The 24,321-nt window shown below is 60.9% G+C and carries 20 protein-coding genes and 4 pseudogenes; 15 read left to right on the top strand and 9 right to left on the bottom strand.

What is annotated here, in order from left to right; translation table 11 throughout:
• Positions 1-194 precede the first annotated feature (194 nt).
• Complete coding sequence (locus LJE91_17080) at positions 195-2,588, top strand: fatty acid cis/trans isomerase (GenBank protein MCG6870375.1); 2,394 nt, start codon at positions 195-197, stop codon at positions 2,586-2,588.
• 219 nt (positions 2,589-2,807) lie between these two features.
• Positions 2,808-3,833 (top strand): MFS transporter, encoded by a 1,026-nt coding sequence (locus LJE91_17075; GenBank protein MCG6870374.1) that lies wholly within the window; start codon positions 2,808-2,810, stop codon positions 3,831-3,833.
• 156 nt (positions 3,834-3,989) lie between these two features.
• On the opposite strand, the gene LJE91_17070 is transcribed toward LJE91_17075, so the two are convergent.
• On the bottom strand, positions 3,990-4,583 hold the full coding sequence (locus tag LJE91_17070) for a TetR/AcrR family transcriptional regulator (GenBank protein MCG6870373.1): 594 nt from the start codon (positions 4,581-4,583) through the stop codon (positions 3,990-3,992).
• 71 nt (positions 4,584-4,654) lie between these two features.
• Between LJE91_17070 and LJE91_17065 the strand changes: the two genes are divergently transcribed.
• The gene (locus LJE91_17065) at positions 4,655-5,524 is read left to right on the top strand and encodes an NmrA family NAD(P)-binding protein (protein MCG6870372.1); all 870 of its coding nucleotides are present in this window, start codon (positions 4,655-4,657) and stop codon (positions 5,522-5,524) included.
• 239 nt (positions 5,525-5,763) lie between these two features.
• On the opposite strand, the gene LJE91_17060 is transcribed toward LJE91_17065, so the two are convergent.
• Both LJE91_17060 and LJE91_17055 read right to left on the bottom strand, forming a co-directional pair.
• Complete coding sequence (locus LJE91_17060; protein MCG6870371.1) at positions 5,764-6,081, bottom strand: EF-hand domain-containing protein; 318 nt, start codon at positions 6,079-6,081, stop codon at positions 5,764-5,766.
• A gap of 128 nt (positions 6,082-6,209) precedes the next feature.
• On the bottom strand, positions 6,210-6,548 hold the full coding sequence (locus LJE91_17055) for an SET domain-containing protein-lysine N-methyltransferase (GenBank protein MCG6870370.1): 339 nt from the start codon (positions 6,546-6,548) through the stop codon (positions 6,210-6,212).
• 112 nt (positions 6,549-6,660) lie between these two features.
• Between LJE91_17055 and LJE91_17050 the strand changes: the two genes are divergently transcribed.
• The 3 genes from LJE91_17050 to LJE91_17040 all read left to right on the top strand — a co-directional run bounded on the left by LJE91_17050 (position 6,661) and on the right by LJE91_17040 (position 8,574).
• Positions 6,661-7,218: a mismatch-specific DNA-glycosylase gene (locus LJE91_17050; protein ID MCG6870369.1), complete on the top strand. Its 558-nt coding sequence runs from the start codon at positions 6,661-6,663 to the stop codon at positions 7,216-7,218.
• Between the two features lie 348 nt (positions 7,219-7,566).
• Positions 7,567-8,055 carry a hypothetical protein gene (locus LJE91_17045; protein MCG6870368.1) on the top strand — a complete coding sequence of 163 codons (489 nt, stop codon included), beginning with the start codon at positions 7,567-7,569 and terminating at the stop codon, positions 8,053-8,055.
• 72 nt (positions 8,056-8,127) lie between these two features.
• A complete protein-coding gene (locus tag LJE91_17040) occupies positions 8,128-8,574 on the top strand; it encodes an META domain-containing protein (protein MCG6870367.1) in 447 nt (148 codons plus the stop codon).
• A 165-nt stretch (positions 8,575-8,739) separates the two neighbouring features.
• On the opposite strand, the gene LJE91_17035 is transcribed toward LJE91_17040, so the two are convergent.
• On the bottom strand, positions 8,740-11,211 hold the full coding sequence (locus tag LJE91_17035; protein MCG6870366.1) for an ATP-binding protein: 2,472 nt from the start codon (positions 11,209-11,211) through the stop codon (positions 8,740-8,742).
• A gap of 195 nt (positions 11,212-11,406) precedes the next feature.
• Here LJE91_17035 and LJE91_17030 point away from each other — a divergent pair, with 195 nt between their 5' ends.
• From LJE91_17030 to LJE91_17020, 3 genes are all read left to right on the top strand, one after another.
• Complete coding sequence (locus LJE91_17030; protein MCG6870365.1) at positions 11,407-12,471, top strand: DUF2914 domain-containing protein; 1,065 nt, start codon at positions 11,407-11,409, stop codon at positions 12,469-12,471.
• A 30-nt stretch (positions 12,472-12,501) separates the two neighbouring features.
• A complete protein-coding gene (locus LJE91_17025) occupies positions 12,502-13,236 on the top strand; it encodes a creatininase family protein (protein ID MCG6870364.1) in 735 nt (244 codons plus the stop codon).
• 166 nt (positions 13,237-13,402) lie between these two features.
• Complete coding sequence (locus LJE91_17020) at positions 13,403-13,855, top strand: hypothetical protein (protein ID MCG6870363.1); 453 nt, start codon at positions 13,403-13,405, stop codon at positions 13,853-13,855.
• A 126-nt stretch (positions 13,856-13,981) separates the two neighbouring features.
• Here LJE91_17020 and LJE91_17015 read toward each other — a convergent pair whose 3' ends face one another.
• Together LJE91_17015 and LJE91_17010 are read right to left on the bottom strand one after the other, a co-directional pair.
• Positions 13,982-15,430: a TrkH family potassium uptake protein gene (locus tag LJE91_17015; GenBank protein ID MCG6870362.1), complete on the bottom strand. Its 1,449-nt coding sequence runs from the start codon at positions 15,428-15,430 to the stop codon at positions 13,982-13,984.
• Positions 15,431-16,490: 1,060 nt separating this feature from the next.
• Positions 16,491-16,672: pseudogene (locus LJE91_17010) on the bottom strand (IS91 family transposase).
• 371 nt (positions 16,673-17,043) lie between these two features.
• Here LJE91_17010 and LJE91_17005 point away from each other — a divergent pair.
• Both LJE91_17005 and LJE91_17000 read left to right on the top strand, forming a co-directional pair.
• Positions 17,044-17,214 (top strand): annotated as a pseudogene (locus tag LJE91_17005) (PAS domain S-box protein).
• Positions 17,215-17,317: 103 nt separating this feature from the next.
• Positions 17,318-17,491, top strand: a pseudogene (locus LJE91_17000) (EAL domain-containing protein).
• Positions 17,492-17,515: 24 nt separating this feature from the next.
• On the opposite strand, the gene LJE91_16995 reads toward LJE91_17000, so the two are convergent.
• Positions 17,516-18,532 (bottom strand): LysR family transcriptional regulator, encoded by a 1,017-nt coding sequence (locus tag LJE91_16995; GenBank protein ID MCG6870361.1) that lies wholly within the window; start codon positions 18,530-18,532, stop codon positions 17,516-17,518.
• A 238-nt stretch (positions 18,533-18,770) separates the two neighbouring features.
• Here LJE91_16995 and aceA point away from each other — a divergent pair, with 238 nt between their 5' ends.
• The 4 genes and pseudogenes from aceA to LJE91_16975 all read left to right on the top strand — a co-directional run bounded on the left by aceA (position 18,771) and on the right by LJE91_16975 (position 23,010).
• Positions 18,771-20,090 (top strand): isocitrate lyase, encoded by a 1,320-nt coding sequence (gene aceA, locus LJE91_16990; protein ID MCG6870360.1) that lies wholly within the window; start codon positions 18,771-18,773, stop codon positions 20,088-20,090.
• 59 nt (positions 20,091-20,149) lie between these two features.
• On the top strand, positions 20,150-20,629 hold the full coding sequence (rraA, locus tag LJE91_16985) for a ribonuclease E activity regulator RraA (GenBank protein ID MCG6870359.1): 480 nt from the start codon (positions 20,150-20,152) through the stop codon (positions 20,627-20,629).
• Positions 20,630-20,639: 10 nt separating this feature from the next.
• A pseudogene (gene aceK / locus LJE91_16980) lies at positions 20,640-22,431 on the top strand (bifunctional isocitrate dehydrogenase kinase/phosphatase).
• Between the two features lie 78 nt (positions 22,432-22,509).
• Positions 22,510-23,010, top strand: coding sequence for an ATP-dependent zinc protease (locus tag LJE91_16975; GenBank protein ID MCG6870358.1), 501 nt, complete (start codon positions 22,510-22,512; stop codon positions 23,008-23,010).
• On the opposite strand, the gene LJE91_16970 is transcribed toward LJE91_16975, so the two are convergent.
• Both LJE91_16970 and LJE91_16965 read right to left on the bottom strand, forming a co-directional pair.
• On the bottom strand, positions 23,007-24,023 hold the full coding sequence (locus tag LJE91_16970; GenBank protein ID MCG6870357.1) for a hypothetical protein: 1,017 nt from the start codon (positions 24,021-24,023) through the stop codon (positions 23,007-23,009). The two genes, LJE91_16975 and LJE91_16970, sit on opposite strands and share 4 nt — an antisense overlap.
• 118 nt (positions 24,024-24,141) lie before the next feature.
• The coding region (locus LJE91_16965) for a 1-acyl-sn-glycerol-3-phosphate acyltransferase (GenBank protein MCG6870356.1) at positions 24,142-24,321 on the bottom strand (180 nt) is incomplete at its 5' end.

The following is a 24,321-nucleotide window of genomic DNA, read 5'->3' as shown; positions in this document are numbered from 1 at the left end:
CCAACCACTTGATCATCGGCAGTCTTGCGAAGGTCATCGTCCTTACCTACCGCGGCCTGGCAGGGATTCGATATCTCGTTATGTAGCTTTGCTAAGCTCGAGCTGCCGGTGTCCGCCGCCACGTTGGCCATTGCCAATCTTTGAGTCAAGCGGGTGATGGCTGTCTAACTTGTTGTTTTCACGAGGAGATTCAGATGACTCGATCATTGCTTGGGCAGTTGCGGAGTAGCTCTCGGCCTTTCTCGGGGCTGGTGTTTGGGGTGCTGGCAGGCCTGTCCGCAGTCGCTGCTTCGGACGATGGGTTACCGACGGCCGCCGCGGGCGCGGTTCCGGACTATGCCACGGTAATCCAACCGCTCTTCAACCGCCGCTGCATCGCCTGTCACGGTTGTCTCGGCTCGCCCTGCAACGTGAAGCTAGACTCGTTTCGGGGGGTCGACCGCGGCGGCTTCGGGCTGAATGCCTACTCTAATCACCTCGGCAGTTACCCGCGTACCGACATGGATGCGGCCGACAGCATCAAGGCCTGGCGCAAGCTTGGCTTTTATCCGATCCTGGCCCGCGACGGCTCGGCGCAGAAGAACCTCGACGACTCGCTGCTGTACCAGATGGTCGCTACCGGCATGCGCCATAACCCGGGCTTCAGCCGCGCCGCGCTGGACGGACTGCGCCCCGAGCGCTACAAGGCTCAGTGTGCTGCGACCCCGGCGGCCCTGTCGGCAGAGCTGAAGCAACACCCGGCCATCGGCATGCCCTTCGGACTGCCCGCCATCTCCCGGGATGACTTCACGACGCTGAAGTCCTGGGTGGCTGCCGGCTCGCCGGGCCCGAATGCAGCGGTAAGGCAGAAGGCGCTGCAGGTGGCCAATCCCGAGGCCGTGGCCGCCTGGGAGGCATTCTTCAATGCCGATGATCCGCGCACCGGGCTGGTCAGCCGCTACATCTTCCAGCATGTCTTTCTGGCAACCATCGTGCTGACGGACAGCCCCGGCGATCAGTTCCGTCTGGTGCGCTCAAGCACGCCACCGGTTCGCGTGGTCGAGGACGGCAAAGGAAGCAAGCGGATCGAGTACCCGCCGGTCAAGGTTATCGGCACCGGTCTGCCCTACGACGACCCCTACAGCTACGCCGGTGTCGACAAGTTCTGGTACCGGCTCGAGAAGCGCACCGAGCCGCCGGTGCAGAAGAACCATTTTGTCTGGCGCCTCGCCCCGGACGACATCGCCCACCTGAAGCGGCTCTTCGCCATCGACAGCGGTACTGGCTGGAACCAGAAGGCCGACCTGTCCCCCCCCTACGGGATCGAGAATCCGTTTGTACAATTCGCGGCGATCCCGGCCGAGTCACGCTATCGCTTCATCCTGGAGAACGCGGAGGTGATGGTCGGCGGCATCACCTACGGCCCGGTCTGTAACGGCCAGACCGCCACCTACGCGGTCAAGGATCAGTTCTGGGTGTTCTTTCTGGACCCGGCCCATGACCCCTCGGTTCAGGATCCGCTGCTCGGCCTGAGCAGCGCGCAGCCGCTGATGGATCGCTCGGTGTTCGCCAATAGCACGTACTTGAACGCCTTTGCCAAGACCAAGGCCCGCCTGGCGCCGAAGGGCTGGTCGCTCGACGCCATCTGGGACGGCGATGGCGACAACGAGAACGCCTGGCTGACCGTCCTGCGCCACGAGACCAATGTGTCGGTACTCAAGGGCGCCCGAGGGGGGATGCCGCGCACCCTGTGGTTGGTCAGCTATGCAGGCTTCGAACGCATGTACTACGACACGGTTGCCGGCTTTGCCTACTGGGAGGGCGACCCGCAAAAGCTCGAGACCCTGGTCTTCTTCAACTTTCTGCGCCAGGGCTTTGAAGATCATTTCCTGCTGCTGTTGCCGCAGCACTATCGTCAGAGTATTCGCGACCGCTGGACCCAGGGTATTGGTGAGATCGGTCTCTACGCCGTGCCCTTTGCCGGCGCAGCGCAACCGGCCCGGGTCGCGGTAACCGGCGACAAGCCGCTGGCCGAGACGATCGCCCTGATCGCCAAGCGCCTGGGGCCGGCAATCAGCGACCTGCCGGATCCGCTCAACCCCCAGATCAAACCCAGCGTCGAACTGGCAGCGCCGATGCGGGGCTTCGATAACTTCGAGCGCGCCGTTTCGACCCTGACCGCGGTGGACCATCGGCGCTTTGTGCGCTTCCTGCCCAGTGTCATAGTACTGCGTTTGAACCATGGTGCCGAGAAGCGCATCTACTCGCTGGTAGCCAACCGCGTCTTTGCCTCCCAATACACGCTGCTGTTTCAGAACGGCGCGGCTCTGCCGAACGAGGACACCATGAGTGTCTACCCGACCCTGGTGAACGGCTACCCGAATCTATTCGTGGATCTCGACCTGGCCCAGGCGCCGGGCTTCCTGAGTGACCTTTCTGATATCAAGAGCGAAGATGACTGGCACCGCCTGGAGTCGCGCTACGCGATTCTGCGCAACAGCGAAGAATTCTGGCCCTTCTACGACTGGCTCAACGACTGGAATTTCGCAAATCGCGGCGACGACGCCGGCTGGATCGACCTGACCTACTACGACGCGCCGGAGCGGTAAAGCGGACCGTTCCGCAAGGCGCGTCGACGCCTATCTCGGGCGATGACGTCTGCGATATACCCGTCACGGACAGGTTTTCACGAGAAAGAGTGTGTCCTATTCGTTTCGTGGCAAGACGCGATGACGCGCAATAGCCGCTCTATTGCAAGGAATCGCAACGCCGCCACGGGACGAAGCGGGCGTGTGTGCCGGGAAAACCTGTCCGTGACGGGTATATACATGAACAACACCGTGCCGAAGGCTGTTGCCGCAGCCGTACCATCCGTTTTCATTCTGGCCTCGCTTGGCCCTTTCGGCGACACCGAATACACGCCCTCCCTGCCCAGCATCGCGCAGGGCCTGGGTGTCTCCTACGGTCAAGCGCAGATGACCATGACGGTCTGTCTGGCAGGATTTGCGCTCAGCCAGAGCTTCTATGGTCCGCTGTCCGACCGCCTCGGCAGGCGACCGGTGATACTGGTCGCCGTCTCCACCTTCCTGGTCGGCTCATCGATCTGCGCCTTCAGCACCGACCTGACGCTGATGTTGTTCGGCAGGGCGATACAGTCACTCGGCGCCAGTGCCGGCGGCACCCTGTCGAATGCGGCGGTGCGCGACGCCTTTCCCGAAGAGATGCGCACGCGCGTTTTTCTCAAGGTCAATACGATTTTTGCACTGGCACCGGGCGTTGGCCCCATCGCGGGCAGCCTGATCGATCGCTACTTCGGATGGCAGTTCAACTTCTATCTGTTGGCGCTGCTGGCCTTGCTGCTTCTGATCACGCTGTTATTCGGTTTTCAGGAAACCAATCGTCATCTGAATCCGGAGGCCACCAGGCCATCTGTTTTTATTCGGAATTACCTGTACCTGTTTGGCCAGCCAGTTTACCTGTTTTATGTGCTGATGATCGGTGTCGGCATCGGCGTGACCTACAGCTCGCTGTTGGAGGCGCCGCATCTGGTCGTGACGGAGCTGGGATACTCGTCAAAGATGTTTGTCTCCGTGGCCCTGTACATCGTCGCCGCGTTCATCGTAGGCGCAACCCTGTGCGCCTGGCTGAGCCGCGTCCTTTCCGATCCGGTGCTGGTTCTGCTGGGACTCGGTATCATGCTGACAGGCTCGCTGGCCGTTGGACTGGTCTATGACCTGCAACGCGTCACGCTCGTCAAAGAGTATTTGCCTCGTCATTCTGACGATCATCGTTTGTGGGGTCGTACTGCATCTGCTGAAGATCCTGTTTCTTCCCTTCTTACTCGCCGTCTTTAGGCGATCGCTGAGATGACAACCAAAGCGGTATTCGGGGGCCGCCTCCCTTTCTACCCCCAGTGAGTCATGGCTCGCGGCGTGGCAGCGGACTCTAACCAGTAGTCACTCATTGGGGATTCATACCCCAAAATGCAGTCGCTTGGCATTTCATCCCAGTCACTCTGATTCGTCTGTGAAGGTTCGCTTCGCCATGGTCTTCATCCAACGGACATACTGTCGTGTTGACCAACCGCATTCGATGGTGAGGTTTTCCCAGTTCGGTACCAGAAGCATCGTCCACAAGGTATCCGTGGCCCTTTTGGGCGTCCATTCCGGCGCAAGGATGCCATCTGAACGCAGTGCCTCGACAGCTGCGCGACAACCGTCACGCATGGCCAGCATTCGGTCGTTCCAGGCCGCTGCCGCCGCTTGGTCAGTGTCCTGCGCCAGGAGAAGCGCTTTGGCGACGCCATAGATTTCCGGAATATAGTGACCCCAGAAATCGATATACAGCGTCAGGCGTTCGATGCCGGACGTCGCCGCTCGTGAGGGCGCGAGCCGGCGATCCAGGTTCAAGACCTCGTCAAGGTACCTCGTTGCAGCCACGAGCAGCTCCGCGCGCGATGCGAAGTGCAGGTAAACCGCTTGCCGGGAGATCCCCGCCGCCTTGGCGATATCCCCCATGCGGACGCCACGGCCCCCGTGTTCTTCAAGCATGCGGACAGTCGCGTCCAGGATTCGTGATCGGGTTTCGACATTTTCACTTGACATAGTGTCAACTCTAACCTAAGCTTGACACAGTGTCAATAGACGCGGTGTCAAGAATCAACCAGGAGAAAGACATGAACAGCAGCAGACTCTCAAACGGACTCACGCTCGTTCTCGGCGGAACCGGAAAGATAGGTCGGCGTGTCGTGGGGCGACTCGCGCGCCGCGGCTTGCCGACACGCATCGGGTCTCGCGCCGCCGATCCGTCCTTCGATTGGAACGACCAGAGCAACTGGGACGCCGTGCTTGAAGGCGTGAGGGCAGCGTACGTCAGCTATGCTCCGGACCTCGCCATACCGGGGGCGACGGACGCCATCCGCGCCTTCACCGAAAAAGCCGTGGAGCAGGGCGTCAAGCGGTTGGTTCTCTTGTCCGGTCGCGGCGAAGAGGAAGCACAACGCTGCGAACGCATCGTCCAGGACGCGGGCATCGAATGGACCGTGGTTCGCGCCAGCTGGTTCAACCAGAATTTCTCCGAAGGGGAGTTTCTCGACATGGTATTGTCCGGCGCAATCACGCTGCCAGCCGGGGACGTCCAGGAGCCGTTCGTCGACGCGGACGACATCGCCGATGTCGCGGTCGCTGCGCTGACCGAAGACGGCCATGCGGGCGAGATCTACGAGGTCACTGGACCTCGCATGCTGACCTTCGGGGAGGCAGCGGCGGAAATTTCCCGAGCCAGCGGACGCGAGGTCCGGTATATCCAGATCCCGCGCGAGGCCTTTGCGGCCGGCATTGCCGAGTCCGGTGCGCCGGATGAGATCGCGTGGTTGTTGGACTACCTGTTTTCCACCGTACTCGACGGTAGGAACGCTGACGTCTGCGATGGCGTTCAGCGGGCGCTGGGTCGGGAGCCGACGGATTTCGCCGAGTATGCGCGCCGGATCGCCGATTCGGGCGTGTGGAATGCATCGTCTTCAAATCGAACGGCGGCGATGAAATGAACCCGCTGATACCGATTCTGGCGACAGCCGCGCTGCTCTGGTCCGCCCTGACAGGGGGGCGTCTTCTTCGCGTTCGCCAGCTTTGTGATGAAGGCCCTCGTCCGCGTTCCCGCATCGGGGGGTATCGCAGCGATGCAGTCAGTCAGGTTGCGACTGTGCTGCGGGTGATCTTGAAGCTTGTCTGGAATCGACGACCCGATCCGGGAATCCCCCGAACCGGGTCGGCGTGATGATGCGAATCAGCGTCCGCCGGGTCGCTGGCCCTGTTGCTGACGCATCTGCTCAATGCGCTCCTGCATCTCCTTCTGGAAGGCGTCAGCCTCATCCTGGCTGATAAAGCCATCTCCGTTCTTGTCCATGCTCTTGAACTGTCCTTCGGCCTGCGTCTGAACCGGCATCATGAACTCTTCCATGCTGACCTTGCCGTCGCCGCTGGTGTCGATCTGTTCGATGAACATCACGGCAGGCTCTTTCTGAGGTGCTTCCTCGTGCCCCTGTACTTGCGCCTGCGCGACGGCAACGCCGGATGAAAACAGCAGTACTGCACTCAGTGCCATATTCACTTTTTTCCCTCCACATTACATCCAGTTGTCATAAGAATGGCGTAGGCATCGTATCAATGAATCCGGCCGCGAGAAACCGGCATGAAGAATTTAAGTATATTGCTTTATTCTAATACTTTACGCTACTCCGCATCGGGGAAGAACTCGTCTCCATAGTCGATGGTGATCTCCTCGTGAGGCTCGATACGCCGGGTCGCATACAGATCGTATTCGGCAAATTCGGCGCAGGGTGAGTCGCTGTGGTTGATGTAGCGCAACAGATTCTTGCCATCGCGACCGAGCCAGCGGCCCTGCTCGTCCTCCACCCAGAGGACATAGGTTCCGTTTTCATCCGTTTCGGGACCATCGTAGGTCCCGAGCCACTCCCCGACTTCGATCACGACCCTGGCGAACAGACCGTTACCATGAATCTGTGAACGTTCAACATAGAAGTACTCTTCAAGTTCACTGAGAGCGTCCATCGAGATCTTTACCCCCCTGGATCTATCGACCTAACCACGTCATTCAACATAGAATCCGCATCTATGGCGCGACGGTGCCGGCTAAATCGCGACCCATATACATAATACACAGATGAGCGATGGTTCCTTCGAAACGCCCGCCGGTGCGGAATCGTTGCCTGACTATCTGCGGGATGGACTGCGCGTGGTATCCATCGGCCTGAATCCTTCCATCGGCTCCGTGGCCGCGGGCTATTACTTCGCCAACCCGCGCAACCGGTTCTGGCCGGCGCTCAACCGATCGAGGCTCGTGGGAGAGGATCTCCTGCCCGGCCGGGAAACCGTCGAACACCTGTTTCGGGTTCACGGAATCGGTTTCACTGACATCGTGAAGCGACCGACCCGAAGCGCGACCGCACTTCGCAGAGAAGATTTTTACCGGGGCGCCGTTGACCTTCACGAAAAACTTCTTCTCTACCGGCCCGCGATCGCCTGGTTTCACGGGATGATCGCGTGGCGCAACCAGATGAAATTCGGAGAAGGAATCACGGGTCCTGCGAACTGGGGGGCGCAGGACTACCGGATCGGGGAAACACGCGTGTTTGTGACACCCAACCCGAGTCCCGCCAACGCCGCCTATTCGCTCGAGATCATCTGCCGATGGTATGCCGAATTGAAGGCGTACACTTAGGCGATTTCTGTCAAATGACATACCATCCTGCTTGTCTTTTCGTCCGTCCTCTATGTTGCGACAACCGTTCCATAGTTCGACTATGCGCCTGATGTCACGCCTTGATGACGAACGAAAATCCGGCGCAATCTGGTATGCCATTTTCCGGCAATCGCCTTAGGTCCTGACCCCGCCCGGACCCGCGATGCCGATTCGTCACGCTATCCTCTTGTCGTATAAGGGGCGAGTATAAGCGCGGCACTACCCGGCAGGATACCGCCCCGGGGACAGGCCCGTGAGCCGTTGATATACTTCGCCCGGTTCCAGTGCCAGCGCAGCGACGACACACCGAAGACTCGAGGAGGCCCATTGAAAGACGGCGTACGGCACTCTCCGGGTCGCGGCGTACGGTCTCCGCACGATCGCAACCGGGACGGCGTCCTGCGTAAGCTCGTACCCTTCCTGATCTTCGGCACGATCGGCCTGATCGTCCTGTACAACACCGTTCCCGGTTTCAGGATGCAGGTCGAGCAGCTCATCGATCCGGATGCTGCTGCGGCCCGCAGGATCTGTCTCAAAACCGCGCTATCCGAGACGGCGGACCCGGGGTTCGCCCGTGTACTCGATTTCGGCGAGGTGGACGCGACGCCGAAGGGCCACATCGTGCGGGGCGTCGTCACTGGCGAGATGGGGCCCGAAGGGGGAGAGATCGAATTCTCCGTCGATTGCCACGTCGACGCGACGGGCAGGATCGTCAAGAGCCACCGGGGCCCGAGAACGGTCGCGGCCCCGATCGATACCGCGGCGCCGACCAGACCGGGAACCGCGAAAAGACCACAGCCGGTCCGGTCCGACTAGATACCGGATGCGGCAGTCACACGAAAACCGTCGTGTCTTCAAGCCGTCACCGACACCTTCCGGGAGCATGTCATGAATCAGAATTCGCTTTTCGGCGCCCTGGGCCCAGCCTTACTGATCCTGCTGGCATCGGGCTGCAATACCCGGGAAGAGGGGGCCTCCGGTCCCGAGGACCTGCAGGGTACGGCCTGGGTGGCGGAGGACATCGAGGGCCGCGGCGTGATCGACATGCTGCAGTCCACACTCGAGTTCCAGGAGCCGGGACAGGCCGGCGGTAACGCGGGCTGCAACCGCTATTTCGGCAGTGTGTCCCTGAACGGAAACGAGGTGACGTTCGGGCAGATGGGCTCGACCCGAAAGATGTGCGCCCCCGCGATCATGGATCAGGAACAGAAATTTCTTGCCGCACTGGGGGCCGCGAGGACCTGGGAGATCCGAAATGGACTGCTTTTCCTGCGGGATGACGCGCAGGATGCGGTACTCCGCTTCTCGGCGAAGGAGAACCCCGCCACCCCCTGACCGTCTGTCCGCAGGAAGCGTTGCGTCGATCGACCCACCCGAAGGTATCCGGCCTCAACCCTGGCCGGATACCCCATTTCACTGCCTCCACCCCGCGAAGGCATTGGAATGAATCAACAGCAATACGAACCAGACGACGGTACGCAAACCGCCAACGGCTAGCATTCACGCGGCCTTTCCCGGACGCTCACTGTCATTTTGCACCCAGCCCGGTGTGGCGCTCCCGTCCTCGCCCACCAACCAGGGCGCCCACAACAGACCTAACCGGTCGATCGAGGTGTCCGTCTTGCGCGCCCGGACGATCAGTTCCGAGATCCGGTCTTCGGAAAACGCCCATCTCTGGCCGAGTTCCTCCACGGCCTCCTCGAAATCCCGCTCCATGGCCTCGAGCTTCTGCGCCGACTGCTCCAGACGTTCGCTCGCACGTGCGACGTCGTCCCGCTCGCGGCCGGTGCGTCCCGCCCTGCGCGCCGTCGACGCGGCGCGACCGATACTGCCTGAACTGACGGCCTTCCTGCCGAACAGCGCCCCGAGGACCGTCGCACCCAGCGAAATGACCGTGTTGATCTGCTGCTCGCGATGCTGGGACCTTTCCTTGTCGAGGGCTTCCTCGGCGCGCTGTATCCGATCCTTCAACGTCCTGAGTTTAGGAGCGTACCGCGCGCCCAACTTCTCCACCTCGATGTCCCGGCGCTCCCGCAACTGCTGTCGCACGAGTTTGCGAAACTCCGCCTCGTCCTGCACCGGGGACGAATACAGCCTGAGATCCTTGCAGTAGTACAGGGTCATGGGGTGATCCCTGTATAGCGCGGTCTTCAGGCGCTTGCCCCAGGTCGTGTAACTTCCCGCTCGCATACCCCTTGGCGGCAGGGAGGCGAATCCCGCGTCGGGCTCCGGCCCCTCTCCCGGTGCCAACCCCGGTTCCGCCTGGGCCGCCCCCTCCCAGGGATCCGGGGGCACGGGATCCGACAGCGGGACGGCGAGCCGGATCGACCGCCATTCGTCCACACCGGCGCGGGCATTGGCATAGTGCAACTGTGCCTCACCATAGAGGCGCGGGCGATAGGCCACACGCGCGCCCGCCGGATGACTCGCGACATCCGCAAACCACTCGTCGACCCCCGCGGCCAGGACCGGGCGTTCCCGGGGCCGCTGCGAGGCCGCCTCGCCCCTTTCCCTCTCGACGTCCGGAGAAGCGACCTCGTCCGGCGACGCATCCCGTTTCGCGCCCACCGCCGCCAGCTCACGCACCTGCTCCCGCGTCAGAGGACCACGGAGATACGAAAGCGCCCAGCGCGTCTGGAAGACCTCGGGGCCCTCATCGTGGACGTTGTTCATCAGGAAGACCCGACTACCCAGACCCGACAACAGCCGGTCCAGTTCACCCCGGTCGAACGCTGCGCCGGTCGCGCTCGATGCACCCTCCAGACCGTCAAGGACGCGGGCCTTGTCCCGCTCGGTCTGCAGCCGCCCGAGGAACCAGGTGCCCATATTGGACAGCCCCTTGTAGTCCAGGTCGACCGGGTTCTGTGTGGCCAGCACGACGCCGAGACCGTGTGCCCTGGCCTGCTTGAGCAGGGTGAGCATCGGGGTCTTCGAGGGAGGATTCGCCGTCGGCGGAAAATAGCCATAGACCTCATCCATATAGAGCAGTGCACGCAGACTGGATGTGCCTGGCTGCGTCCTGACCCAGGCGACGATCTCGTTGAGCAGCATCGAAACGAAGAACATCCGCTCCCGCTCGGACAGGTGCGCGATGGAGATAACGCTGAGCCGGGGTCTGCCCTGCCCGTTGAACAACAGACGCTCGACATCCAGCGGCTCGCCCTGCATCCAGGCGCTGAAACCCGGGGACGCGAGCAGGGCATTTAGGCTCATGGCCAGATCGAACCGGTCCTTGGAGGGAAAGAACGTCTCCAGGTCCATGACCCCGAGACGCTCGAAGGGTGGTGACTGGATGTCCGCGATCAGACCGGCCAGCGTGCAGTCGCGCCCCGCCCCCCAGGCACGTTCGACGAGATTCGAGAGCAGGATCTGTTCCCGGCCTCGCACCGGGTCCGCATCGATCCCTATCAGGGACAGCAGGCCTGAAACGACACCCTGTATCCGATCCCGTGTCGCGTCCGGGTCGTCCGCCTGACCCGGCCCGGGGGCCTCGAGCGAGCCGAGGATACGCAACGGCCGTCCCGAGGCACTGCCCGGGGTGAAGAGGGTGAGCTCGCAGGCGTCGCGGAAACGTGCGATCCTCGCGCCGTCCTGTTCCCATTGCGCAAGTCCCTTCGACCAGACCCCCGCCACATGGCGTGCGTACTCGTCCGCCGTCATCCCGTGGCGCGTCGCCTCCGCCTCGTCTACCCACGGGCGGAAGTCCTCGGGACGCAGTTCCGGGAAGGTCAGGAACAGGTTCGACAGGTCACCCTTGGGATCGATCGCGATGGCCGGGATGCCGTCGATGCCCGCCTCCTCCAACAGGGACAGGCACAGCCCCGTCTTGCCGCTGCCGGTCATGCCGACGCACATCGCGTGAGTGGTCAGGTCCCTCGAATCGTAGAGCAGCAGATCGTCCTTCAACTCGCCGGTGGACGGATCGAAGACACGGCCCAGATAGAACGCCCCCAGCTTATCGAAATCCTTCATCCCCCCTCCCGAGTTGCGTAAAAGTCCCGTCTCGCCGACACCCCCTGCGGCTCTGTCGGGAAAAACGTCGGTCCTGACGGAGTTTTCGACCAAAACGGTACGCGACGGCGCGCGACGGTTGCGACCCTTGCGGACTCCTGACACACTATCCTTCATTCCTCCCGTAACCGTAACACGTACCGAGAATCAAGCCTCGTGCCCCAGAGAAATCTGAAAATCCGGGTCCGGTTAGCCGGAGACGAACCCCCGCCACAGGATCTCCAGGAGGCCCCGTACGAAATGCGGGCACCGGAGCGGATGGTCATCTCCTCGACACCGCACTCCTCCAGGCTATACCTGGTGACGTCGCTGGTTGTCATCGCGATAATTGCCGCCGCCTCGGCGTTCGCCATCTACCGGATTCTCAGCGGTGGTCCCGAGATCGGGGAACAGGCGGCGGGCGGACCGGAATCGGTGGCGGGAAGCGAACTCGCCCCCCCCGAGAACGAGTCCATGGCCGCGTCGACCCCGCGTGAGATCCCTCGCACCCCTGCCGCCGGGACCCCGGAGCGGGAGACCACGCCGGCCGGTTCTGACGAGGTGGAATCCGGAGGTGAAATCGGTCTGGCATCGGGAGAACAGGACGTACCGGTCGCAACGGAGGACTCATACACGGGCTCCGTAGCGCTGCAGATACCGTCGCGCGAACCTGCACCGAAACCCTTGTCTGAATCCGACCCTGTTGAATCCGTACCCGAAACGTCCGCGGATGACACGACATCCCCGCTGACGGGCGACATGACCGCGTCCTATACGGACGAACCGGAGATCCTGGATGTGGCACCGCCGCTCGACACGGTCGGTGACACCGAGGAGACAGCGGTCGAGGTCGCATCGATCCCCGCCGAAGCGGCATCCACCGCGCCCGAAACCACCGTGGGCGCCTCCGAATCCGCACACATTGCACGTGCCGTGCTCACCTCCGGAATAGAGAACCGCGAACCGGTCGATACGATTGGACCGACCATCGCCCCGTTGGAGTCGACTGCGCGACAGGTCTATCTGTTCACCGAGTTTCGGGACCTTCAGGGCCACAAGGTCTCCCATCGATGGGAGTACGAAGGTGACATCGTCGCGACCGTCAACTTTCGGGTTGGTGGCAACCGCTGGCGCGTGTATTCGAGCAAACTGCTTCCGCCGCATATGACGGGGGAATGGCGCGTGACGGTGGTGGACTCTGACGGCGGCCAGCTCGGGAGCTATACCTTCCTGTACGAGTAGCGTCTCCCCCTCGGTCCGCGAGTGCACCTCGTGAGCACAGGGCTTCAGGTCGCCGACGCTAGCTGGCCGGAAGTCGATCGCAGACGCCGCGCCGGGGCCGTGGCAATACTGCCGGTCGGCGCCGCCTGCAAGGCCCACGGCAGACACCTGCCGCTGAACACCGACCAGATCCAGGCCGAGGCGATGGGTCGTTTCGTCGCCGAGCAGCTCGACGTCGTCGTCTGGCCGACCGTCACCTACGGATACTACCCTGCTTTCGCCGCCTATCCCGGAAGCTGCAGCGTATCCGCCGGGACCTTTACCGCCCTCGTCACGGACATTCTCTCCTGCATCTGCGCGACGGGCCCGGGGGCCGTCGCCGTGATCAATACCGGCATCAGCACCATCGATCCGCTGCGCCAGGCGATCGCCGCCGGTTCCGTGAGACCTGTCTCGCTGGTCAACATCTACGAAGGGAAACGCTATACCGAACTTGCCAAACGAATCGGGGAACAGACCCGCGGGGGGCACGCGGACGAACTGGAGACGTCGATCATGCTGGCGTTGCGCCCGCAGCAGGTAGACTTGAACCTGGCCCGAGCCTGGGACAGCCGGCCGGTCAAGGGGCGCTTCAATCGGCTGGACCCGGATGACCCCGGTTACTCACCCGACGGGATCTATGGCAACCCGGCGCTCGCGACGGCGGACAAGGGGCATCGTCTGCTCGAGGCGATTCGCGCGGATGTCCTTGCCGCGGTTCGATCTCTGCAGGCTACCGCATCATGAGTTTATCGGGGACCGGATAACGGCGCCACCTACTGTTGCATGAGTGTCCGTTTCATCGATTGCGAGGGTGTGATCGGAACTACACTGGAATCAAAGGGTCTTACCGCTGAGTGGTTCATTCAGCACGCCAAAGCTGTGCCGTCGAGTACGTGACAGAATATCGAGCATGTCCATCGAACAGGAACTACTAACACAAACAGACCAACAGCGCCGGCGCAGGTCTCTCGTCCTGGGTCTGGGCATCATCGCCCTGATTTCGCTCCTTGGCATTGGATTTGAGTTCCGTGACCGGGAGCCGAATTACTACGCGCCGGCTCGAACAGCCCTTGTCAATGCGCGGCTGCGGTTCGAGGAGTCACTAGGGCACGAACGAGCGTTGATCGCCCAGCTGGACAAGGCCCATCAGGAGTTGGACTCGGCGATCAACAAATTGGCTTTGGCCGCAAATCTGGATCCGGCTGACCAAGCCAGAATAGAGGACCTGCGATCAAGCCTCCTGTCGATAGAAAGCGGCGATCGTCTTGGTGAAACAAATTCGACAAAGCTGCATCGATTGTATGGTGATCTGCTGGCGAAAATGGACACCCTGATTACGGATCTGGAAAACCGACCCCGGTAATCAGATACCAGGCGGGAAACTGCCAACAATACTCCCGCCTAGTGCTCTGTCCCACGGTAGATTCTGGCGAGAAATGGAAGTAGATCGCGTCTGGAATCGCTCCTTGCTCCGCAAGTCCAGAAATTATCATCGCCTCCAGAATGTCGGCGATAGCAGGACCAGAATCGTGAATATTTCCAGGCGCCCCATCAACATGGCCGCCACGGCAATGATTTTTCCGAAATCGCTGACGTCTCTGAAGGTGAAGGCGACGGTTCCTAGCCCGGGACCCAGGTTGTTCAGGGAGGTGGCCACGGCAGAGAACGCGGACACCTCATCCAGCCCCGAGTGGATCATCAGCAGGTCCAACACGGCAAAGGTCATGACGTACGCGGCAAAAAAACCCCAGACCGACTGTACCATGCGCTCGTCGGCTACGCGAGACCCCAAACGTACCGGGAGCACGGCGTGGGGGTGCACGAGCTGGCGGACCTCGCGAATTCCCTGCTGTACCAGTAGCCGGACCCGGAGCACCTTCATGCCACCCGCGGTGGAGCCGCCACAGCCGCCAATAAAGCTGATCAGGATTAGGAGGATCGGCAGAAAATCCGGCCAGTGGGCAAAGTCCACCGTTGCGAAGCCGGTGCTCGTGATCACCGACACCAGCTCAAAGGTCGCGTCCCTCAGGCTGCGCGGGAACTGCTCATAGTTGCCTTCGAAACGCAGGGTGATGCTGACGAGCAAGACTACCAAGGCGCCGAATACGAGAAAGGTGCGCGCCTCGACGTCCTTCACGTAGACGAACGGGTCGCGGCGCTGCCAGAAGATGAAATGCAGACTGAAATTCAGACTTGCCAGAACCATGAAGAACACCGCGATCCCTTCGATGACCGCGCTGTCGAAGTAGCCGAGACTGGCATCGTGAGTCGAGAACCCACCGGTGGACAGCGTGGAGAAACTGTGGGCCACTGCATCAAATAGGTCCATCCCCGCAAACCAGTATCCCAGCGCGCAGATCGCTGTCAGCGTCACGTAGATGACCCATAGGGAACGGGCCGTCTGCGCCAGACGCGGTGTAAGTTTTTCCTGTTTCATGGGGCCGGGCACCTCGGCCAGATACAGGCGCATCCCGCCGACACCGAGGGTGGGCATCACCGCCAACCCCAGTACGATCAGTCCCATGCCTCCCAGCCACTGCAGTTGCTGGCGGTAAAAGAGTACGGAACGGGGCAACTCGTCCAGTCCAATCAGGACCGTTGCGCCGGTAGTGGTCAAACCCGATGCCGCCTCGAACACGGCGTCCACCGGCGACAGGGACAGCACCAGCAGCATAGGGCCCGCCGCCAATAGGCTCAGCAGAATCCAGAACAGGGCGACGACGAGGAAGGCGTCGTGCGTACCCAAATCGTGGGAACGATTGCGTCCCACCAACCAGAGTGATCCACCCAGCGTCAAATAGGCGATCATTGGGCCCAGGAAGCCCCACATCTCTACCAGCTCTGCGTTCCACCATGCAATAACCGCAGGTACGACTAGCGTGACACCGAATATGGTAGCGAAGATTGCAACGATGAAGACGATGGAACGAGGGTGCATGAACTCAAGCGGCCCGATGACGCGGTTTCAAGGGTTTCGAGCCAGCGCAGCTGTCAGGGATGACGACGCGGATATCGGGATCACCTGCCGTATTTGACGATGTCACCTCGGTAAGTACACCGGTACATAGGGAACTTAGGCGATTGCCGGAAAATGGCATACCAGATCGCGCCGGATTTTCGTTCGTCATCAAGGCGCGACAACAGGCGTATCGTCGAACGATGGAACGGTTGTCGCAACACGGAGGACAGACGAAAAGACAAACAGGATGGTATGTCATTTGACAGTAATCGCCTTGTGACTATTCGCAATATCCGCACTTCTTGACCCGGTCTAGTGCCCTGTCCAACTGATCATTGCGAGTTCAGTTAGCTTGTCAGCGTTCATGGCAAGGCGCGTCTCGCAGGGAAATGGCCGCTCCCTTTTCAAGCGGCGCAACGCCGTCCATGGGCGCTGACAAGCTAACCCCTCGGGCGCTCCCCTGGTGTCTCGCAGGTCCTGCCCCGAATATGGGCCATTGGCCGATTCGTTGAATACCCTTCAGTCCTACACTGATGCGCTGCCACAGTTTTCTCAATGATAGCGCGCATAGAGGTGTACCGACTCATCTCTCTACCTCGACCACAGGGGGACGGGCGCGACGTTGTTTTCGGTCCAGTCCGAGTGCGCTTCTCTTCCTTCCGGTCCGTTGGCCGCAAGAACCGTGATCCGGGTGAACGGAATGCCCCGAGCTTCCCGATTGCAGGTTCCCTGCCCGAGTATTGGAAGAGATAAACAGCCCCCTGTGCAATGCGCGAAGTCAATTTCGGTCTCTGCCTCTCTACGTTTACCAACCATTGTTCTCCGGAATTCGATGAAATCCGTGCCCACTGTCGGTACCACAGCAGGCGTTTTGTGATCCAGGTGGGTCAGGATCTTCTAGATCACCTGGCGGTCTTCGATGCAGACGATGATCCTGACACCCGCCGCGTGCCGGGCAGGTTTGATCAGGCATATCCGTGTACCCGAACGCTACGCGGCAGTTTACGACTGCGCAAATCGGCTCGCCTGCGGATTTGGCGATGTCGATACCGAAGACGCCCTTCAGACGCTGCCCCAGCTCCTGACCGCCCGAAATTCGGCGGGCGTTTGCGGTTTAGCGGACACCCTGTCCTTGTTCCCCCTGCCCCGCTTCGCAGGGGCCAGCAGTGCGCGGTGCTGGCTGTACGGCGCAAATCCGCCATGAAATCGCATCAGTTTCACCGCTGTTTCGGCACCAGCGCGGTTTGGTAGCCATTTTTCACTTGCGGGAAAGCCATCCGTGACGATGGTCTTGCCGCCACGCCCAGTTCCAGCCCGGCCTTCCCGACAGCTGATAGCCGAACTGCGGAAAGGAGGCGTTTCTCCCCGGAGACGGGCTTTGCAGACGTGTCGTGACCCTACGGCCGGACCCATGGTCTATACGTTTCACTGCAGGGCCAACCTGCAACCATAGGGTCGCTTCACGAATGCCAGGGCCACGGGCACGGTCAAGCTGTCTTGCTCCGATTTCTCGTCTACTTCGGCATCGGCATCGCCTGTGTCGTGGCGGCCCTGCCCTATTTCTCGTCACATTCGTCACCCTGCGGCCCCACATGGTCCACGATTTCACGGAACCGAGCGGCGACAAGATATTCTGGCGGGCCGACGGCTCGTGCTTCGACGTTGGCTACCGTTCCCGCCCGATCCAGCAGAACGGGGAGATCGTGGGTACGGTCGTCACGTTCTCCGACATTACCGAACGCAAGAAGGCCGACGAGCAGCTCCGACAGTCGGGAATCGGGAATCGTGTTTGCGATCAGCCAGGAAGCCATCATGGTGACCGATCCCGAGCGCAACATCACCATGGTGAACGACGCGTTCACTACCATCGTCAGAGCCCTGGTAAGGGAGGAGTTTGTGCTCTACTACCAACCCCAGATCGAGGTGGAGACCGGACGGGTGCGGGGTGTGGAGGCCTTGTTGCGATGGCGGCACCCGGAATGGGGACTGTTTTCGCCCGGGAAATTCATCGGGATCGCCGAGGAAAGCGGACTCATTCTGCAGGCCGGCAATGAGCGGGCGCTTTCAGGTCAATGATTCATCATCACCCATGAAATCCATCCCGCCCGATCCGTCGGACCCGAGTCCCGTGCGTGACCCGCCGGTTCCGCTCTTCGCCTGAGGTACACGCTGCAGGAACTCTGGTTCCATAAGCTTCAGGAACCCGAGCGCCTGGGGCGAGAGCTGCTTGTGCTTGCGCATCACCACGCCGTAGGTCCGCTCCGGGAAATACTCGCTGAGCGGCATTGCGGCCAGCGGTTCGTCCCCACTCAGGCAGATACTGGTGACGATGGACACACCGAGCCCCAGGGTGACGAACTTCTTGATGACCTCCCAGCCGCCGGCCTCCAGCACCACCTGGTAGTCCAGCCCGTGCTTGCGGAAAACGAGGCCGACGATGTGCCAGGTGCTCAGATGCCGGGGTGGCAGGATCAGCCCGCATTGGCTGACATCCTCCAGGGTGACCGGATCCTTGTTCGCCAACGGGTGGTCGAGCGCGGTAATCAGCATCGGCTGGTAGTTGAAGACCGGCAGATACACGATGTCCCGTGGCACATCGATCATCGAACCCACGGCGAAGTCCACGTCCCCCGCCCGCAAGAGCGCCAGTCCGTCTCGACCGGTGACGTTGTGCAGATGCAGGTTGACCCGGGGGTATTCGTCGTTGAAGCGTTTGACGTAGTCAGCCAGCAGATAGAGGATCGTGGACTCACCGGCCGCGATGTTCAGGGGACCCGAAGCCGCCTCGCCCAGGCGTTCGCGAAACAGCGCGGGAAGGTTATTCAGCGCCTCGATGATGGGAAGGGCGGATTCCAGAAACAGGTGTCCGGCCTGGGTCAGGGATATCCGGGGTCCGCGGCGGTCGAACAAAGTGATATCCAGGTCGGCCTCAAGGCTTTTTATGAGCAGTGAAACGGAGGGCTGACTCACGCACAGACGTTCCGCGGCCTTCGAAATGCTGCCCGACTGGGCGGATTCGCAGAACGCCCGCAGCTGTCGCAGGCGATTCGGGGGGCAGGGTTGCGATGGCCCGGAACTCATATCAGGTTTTTGCCGCATTAGGTTTTTGCCGCATTAGTAGAAGTGATAGTCACTATTACTAAAATAGCCTAGTCCTATACTCGGTTTCTCTTTACATTATTTATTATGTCCGTCTGGAGGCAAGGCTTTCGTGTACGTCGATTGCCGCCACTGACGAAGGAGAGGCCCAAGTGAGTGCGGGAACTGCGCGGCGCGCGGCCCGTTCAGGCCATAACCACTACATCCCGGAGTGATGCACATGACGAGAAACGACCAGATAGCGGCTCTCGAGAAGGACTGGTCCCAGAATGCGCGATGGAGCAACGTCAAGCGTGACTATGGCGCGGACGATGTCGTCGGGCTACGGGGTTCGCTTCAACCCGAACAGACCTTTGCCCGTCAGGGGGCGGAGAAGCTGTGGAAACTGGTGAACGGTGGCGCAGAGAAGGGTTACGTGAACTGCCTGGGGGCGTTGACCGGGGGGCAGGCGGTACAGCAGGCCAAGGCAGGCATCGAGGCCATCTATCTGTCGGGTTGGCAGGTCGCTGCCGACGCCAATACCTCGGAAAACATGTACCCGGACCAGTCGCTCTATGCCTACGATTCGGTTCCCACGGTGGTTCGGCGTATCAACAACGCCTTCAAACGGGCTGACGAGATTCAGTGGTCTAAAGGCATCAGCCCCGGCGAAGACGGATACGTCGATTACTTCCTGCCCATCGTGGCCGACGCCGAGGCAGGATTCGGCGGTGTCCTCAACGCCTTTGAGCTCATGAAGAATATGATCAGCGCCGGTGCCGCGGGGGTCCACTTCGAGGATCAGCTGGCTGCCGTCAAAAAATGCGGGCACATGGGCGGGAAGGTGCTGGTTCCGACCCGGGAGGCTGTCCACAAACTGGCCGCCGCCCGGCTGGCGGCGGATGTCATGGGTGTACCGACCGTGCTGCTGGCACGCACCGATGCCGAAGCGGCAAACCTGCTAACGTCGAACGTCGACGAGTACGACAAGCCCTTTCTGACCGGAGATCGGACCGCAGATGGTTTTTTCTGCACCCGAAACGGACTCCATCAGGCGATCAGCCGTGGCCTCGCCTATGCACCCTACGCCGATCTTGTCTGGTGTGAGACCGGCACCCCGGATCTCGAGTTTGCGCGAAGGTTCGCCGAGGCATTGCGCCGCGAGCATCCCGAACTGCCGCTTGCCTACAACTGCAGCCCATCATTCAACTGGAAACGAAACCTGGACGACTCGACCATCGCCAAGTTTCAACGGGAACTGGGCGCCATGGGTTATACCTATCAGTTCATCACCCTGGCGGGCATTCACAACATGTGGTTCAACATGTTCGATCTGGCGAACCGGTACGCCCGTGACGGCATGAGCGCGTACGTGGAGATGGTGCAGGAACCCGAGTTCGCCGCCGCCGACCGCGGCTACACCTTCGTCGCGCACCAGCAGGAGGTCGGGGCAGGTTACTTTGATGCGCTCACCAGGGTAATTCAGGGTTGTTCGTCCTCTGTGACAGCGCTGAACGGGTCCACGGAAGAGGAGCAGTTTCAGAAGGCCTCGGCTGGCTGACATCCGGTGAGGTGTCCGCCTGCAGCGGCGGTCGGACGCCCCTTGCCGGGGAATAACCCATGGAGTTCAAGACCGCCGATATATGCGACGAGTTCGCCGACCGCGTACAGGTCTGCGACCCCGTGTTCCGCAGCTTCGGGGCCGAGACTAGCTTTGCCGGAGCCATCGCCACGGTGAAGTGCTTCGAAGACAACTCCCGGGTGCGCGAGGCCGTGCAGATGCCAGGAGAGAGCCGCGTCCTGGTGATCGATGCCGGAGGTTCGCTGCGTTGTGCGGTACTCGGAGACCGGCTCGCGGAGCAGGCGCTACACAACCGCTGGTCGGGCATCGTGATTTTCGGATGCATCCGCGACGCGGTGGATATCGCAAGGATGAAAATCGGCGTAAGAGCGCTCGCGACCCATCCCCTGAAAAGTATCAAGCGGGGCGAGGGTCAGCACGGATCGACGCTACGCTTCGCGGGAGTGACGTTCATCCCGGGGGCGTACCTGTATTGTGACGACGACGGGATCGTCGTTTCCGGAGATCGACTGATGTGAGGTAATAGTCATGGCCTGGGGGCTGGCAAAGGATATCGCACGTGCAGTCCTGAGCGGATTCGAACGACACTTCTCCCTGTTCCAGAAGGTTACCGCAGGCGCCAGGCAGCGATTCGAGAACGCCGAGTGGATGGCGGTGCAGAACGCATCGCGGGAGCGAATCTACTTCTACGATCAGCGGGTCCGAGAAACCATCGCGCTGCTTCGGGAAAGTTTCGACGTTGCACGGCTGGACGAAAAGCTGTGGCAGCGGGTGAAGGTCGAATACGTTCGGCTGTTGCATCAGCACAAGCAGCCCGAACTGGCGGAAACGTTCTACAACTCCGTTTTCTGCCGCTTGTTCGAGCGTAAATACTTCAATAACCGGAACATCTTCGTCAGTCCCGCGGTCTCCACCGAACATATCGAATCCGACATACCGGCCCTATCGCTCCTACTATCCCGCGCGGGACGGTTTCCAGAACTGTGCCGCACAGGTCCTGGGTGTATACGGGTTCGCACTGCCTTTCGTGGACATGCGCCGCGACATCCGAAACATCCTGGGTCACGTGCGAGAGCATTTCGACGGCATCAGGGTCAGCCGTCAGTATTTCCATCTGGAGGTGCTGAGTTTCCCGTTCTTCCGCAACAAGGCCGCCTACATCGTCGGAAAGGTGGTGAACGGGCTGGAAGAAACCCCGTTTGCGCTGCCCATTCTCAACAACGAAAAGGGCGGACTGTTCGTCGATGCCCTGTTGCTCGGGGAACGGGAGATCGCGAATGTGTTCAGCTTCGCGCGGGCCTACTTCATGGTCGACACCGATGTACCCTCAGCGGTGGTGCAGTTCCTGCGACGGTTAATGCCGACCAAGACCAAGGCCGAGCTCTACTCCGCCATCGGTCTTCAAAAACACGGCAAGACGGAATTCTACCGCGACTTCCTGCATCACCTTCAACACTCCGGTGACGAATTTGTGGTCGCCCCCGGCATACGCGGCATGGTCATGACCGTTTTCACCCTGCCGTCGTTCCCCTATGTTTTCAAGGTCATCAAGGACGCGTTCCCCGAACCGAAAAGAATGACGCCCAAGGTGGTCAAGCAAAAGTACCAGCTGGTCAAACAACACGACCGTGTGGGACGCATGGCCGATTCGCTGGAATATTCCTACGCCGCCTTTCCGCTGGACCGGTTCTCGCCCGAGTTACTCAAAGAGCTCCAGACCGAGGCGGCATCGAGCATTACCTTCGACGAAGGGAAACTGGTTATCAAGCATCTGTACATCGAGCGGTGGATCACACCGCTCAATATCTACATGGCGACTGCAGCGGAACCCGAACTGCAGCAGGTGATCGATGACTACGGCGAGGCGATCAAGCAACTGGCGGCGGTCAACATCTTTCCGGGCGACATGCTGTTCAAGAACTTCGGCGTGACGCGCCATAAACGTGTGGTCTTCTACGACTACGACGAAATCTCCTACCTGACCGAATGCAACTTCCGGTACATACCCGAACCGCCCTACCCGGAATTCGAGATGTCCGCTGAGCCCTGGTACTCGATCGAATCCAACGACGTCTTTCCCGAGGAGTTTCCGTCGTTCCTGTTGACAAATCCGAGGATACGCCAAATATTTTTGAGGCTGCACGCCGACCTGCTGGACGCCGACTACTGGAACCGGAAGCAGGCAATGATTCGCGCAGGGGTCGTCGAAGACGTCTTCCCCTACCGGACCTCCAAACGCTTCCTCATCCATGAGCGCGAACCGTCGACGTTTGTCGCACCCGAAGGGAGAAGAACGGCCGAGCCGAGCGCCTTAGGCTGACCTTGCGCCGACGTTCTCATCTCCCGCTCGGAAAGGGGGATACACGCCGGTATTTCCAACCGATTCGGGAGATCGGTCATGCGGTACGGTGAATTCTGGATCTTCGCAAGCCTGGGTATCTTTCTCTTTGCCACGGGCACTTCATTGAACGCCAAAGACGTGGCCGGGTACGCGGAAACCGCCATCGTCTACCCGCAGGGGTTTTCGGTCCAAACCAAGCTCGATACGGGCGCGGACAACTCCTCCATCAGCACGAAAAACCCCGAATTTTTCATGCGGGACGGGGTCAAGTGGGTTCGTTTCCAGGTGACGAATCAGGAGAAGGAGACCGCGACATTCGAACAGGCCGTCACTCGAACGGCCACCATCAAACGCCACAACGACAAGACCCAGGAACGGCCGGTTGTCAGGATGGGGATCTGCGTGGGCGAGGTCTACCGGGAGGTCGAAGTGAATCTGGTGGATCGTTCCGGCTTCAACTATCCGATGCTCATTGGAAGAAATGTCCTCGAGGACAACTTTCTCATTGATCCGGGCCAGCAATTTCTCCTGAAGCCGGCGTGCAGACTGGAGAATTAATCCCGAGGTTTCTCATCCAGATTCATAACGGTACCGTCATCCCCATCGCGTGCTCCAGCGGGGATACCGCTATGGGGCGGGCGTGTGGCTCCCGCCTTCGGCTTCCCTGTGCCCGGTTCCTTCAACCACAGGAATAGGGGAAGGTCGGCGAGGCGGTTTCCCTTGTAGGTACCGATGAGTACAATCAGCGCCGCCGTGAACCACTGAACGAAGGCGAACGCGAGCGCCAGGAGGGTGGGTGTGAAGGTCCCGTAGGTACGGACTCCTACGATATTCCTCGCGATCTCAGTGATCAGGGCGCCGAACGGCAGCATCAGCAGCAAGGCAATCGCGGTCTGCGTGACCACCGGCAATCGCGTGAGATCCAGAACGTCGGCAATCCGTTTCGTACCGGTACCGAAAAGTCCTAACGGCACGACCTGACGGGAAATCTCGACGAAGCTGAAGACCTCGGTGGCCTCGTCTATCTCGTAGACTCTGTCGCCACCGCGGCGGAAAGGGACATAGCGTATCGGCAGAGTTCCGGCGTACCCGCCGACGGGATCGTAAGGTACCCAGCGTTCGTCCCGATAGGCCTCCAGGCAGTGGTGTGGCTGCGCCTGTTCATCCTCCTCGAGTACGAAACCGGTTACTACCCGCGAAGGGATCTTTGCGGCACGCAGCAATGCGATCATCGCGTTCACCGTTCCCTTTTCGCCGGCGCGCCCCTCCTTGAGTGCCGTCGTGGCGTCGGCACTTTCGATCTTGGGGTCATGCCGGATCCGGCGGCGAACGTGCTCGAAGATCAGGTCGACGGAGGTGTCCTGGGACGAGTCACCCTGGGTCAGGCTGTCGAGCGTCCGCGAGATCTCGTCGTCCTCCGGCTCGATACCCTCCCCGGCCGTCAGGTAGCGATCACGATCCTCCGGGCTCAGCGGGACGCTGGCTGCAAGGCCGGGAGTGGGAACCGTACTGAGATGTATGTTGAATTCGGCGAGGAACACATGGTCCCCGGGCCGCAATGCGACGACCACAATGTCCCGGGCAGCTTTCGGCGTTCGTAACCACCATGGAAGAAGTCTAACCGGAATTCCGCACCGACCCGAGACGAAAACACGCAGGGTCAGGGCAGGTACGGCCTGGATTTGCGGATCACTTGGCGACGAAACTGAAGCGGACCGGCAGCACCGTGGCCAGCAAGTGGCCATCGAGATAGCTCTGGTGGTTGGCCACGATGACGCACACCTCGTCTCGTGGGACGTGCTCAAACCCCTCCACCTCGATCGGCGTGAACGTCAACCTCGCCAGCAACCGGACGCAGCGCCGCATCAC

Source organism: Gammaproteobacteria bacterium (assembly GCA_022340215.1).
Lineage (GTDB): Bacteria > Pseudomonadota > Gammaproteobacteria > JAJDOJ01 > JAJDOJ01 > JAJDOJ01.
The sequence above is the reverse complement of the archived record's forward strand: the minus strand, read 5'-3'. Positions and strand labels throughout refer to the sequence as shown.

Coding starts and splice junctions, on each gene's coding strand:
- LJE91_17080 (MCG6870375.1), top strand. CDS start 195: ATGACTCGATCATTGCTTGGGCAGTTGCGGAGTAGCTCTCGGCCTTTC.
- LJE91_17075 (MCG6870374.1), top strand. CDS start 2,808: ATGAACAACACCGTGCCGAAGGCTGTTGCCGCAGCCGTACCATCCGTT.
- LJE91_17070 (MCG6870373.1), bottom strand. CDS start 4,583: ATGTCAAGTGAAAATGTCGAAACCCGATCACGAATCCTGGACGCGACT.
- LJE91_17065 (MCG6870372.1), top strand. CDS start 4,655: ATGAACAGCAGCAGACTCTCAAACGGACTCACGCTCGTTCTCGGCGGA.
- LJE91_17060 (MCG6870371.1), bottom strand. CDS start 6,081: ATGGCACTGAGTGCAGTACTGCTGTTTTCATCCGGCGTTGCCGTCGCG.
- LJE91_17055 (MCG6870370.1), bottom strand. CDS start 6,548: ATGGACGCTCTCAGTGAACTTGAAGAGTACTTCTATGTTGAACGTTCA.
- LJE91_17050 (MCG6870369.1), top strand. CDS start 6,661: ATGAGCGATGGTTCCTTCGAAACGCCCGCCGGTGCGGAATCGTTGCCT.
- LJE91_17040 (MCG6870367.1), top strand. CDS start 8,128: ATGAATCAGAATTCGCTTTTCGGCGCCCTGGGCCCAGCCTTACTGATC.
- LJE91_17035 (MCG6870366.1), bottom strand. CDS start 11,211: ATGAAGGATTTCGATAAGCTGGGGGCGTTCTATCTGGGCCGTGTCTTC.
- LJE91_17020 (MCG6870363.1), top strand. CDS start 13,403: ATGTCCATCGAACAGGAACTACTAACACAAACAGACCAACAGCGCCGG.
- LJE91_17015 (MCG6870362.1), bottom strand. CDS start 15,430: ATGCACCCTCGTTCCATCGTCTTCATCGTTGCAATCTTCGCTACCATA.
- LJE91_16995 (MCG6870361.1), bottom strand. CDS start 18,532: ATGAGTTCCGGGCCATCGCAACCCTGCCCCCCGAATCGCCTGCGACAG.
- aceA (MCG6870360.1), top strand. CDS start 18,771: ATGACGAGAAACGACCAGATAGCGGCTCTCGAGAAGGACTGGTCCCAG.
- rraA (MCG6870359.1), top strand. CDS start 20,150: ATGGAGTTCAAGACCGCCGATATATGCGACGAGTTCGCCGACCGCGTA.
- LJE91_16975 (MCG6870358.1), top strand. CDS start 22,510: ATGCGGTACGGTGAATTCTGGATCTTCGCAAGCCTGGGTATCTTTCTC.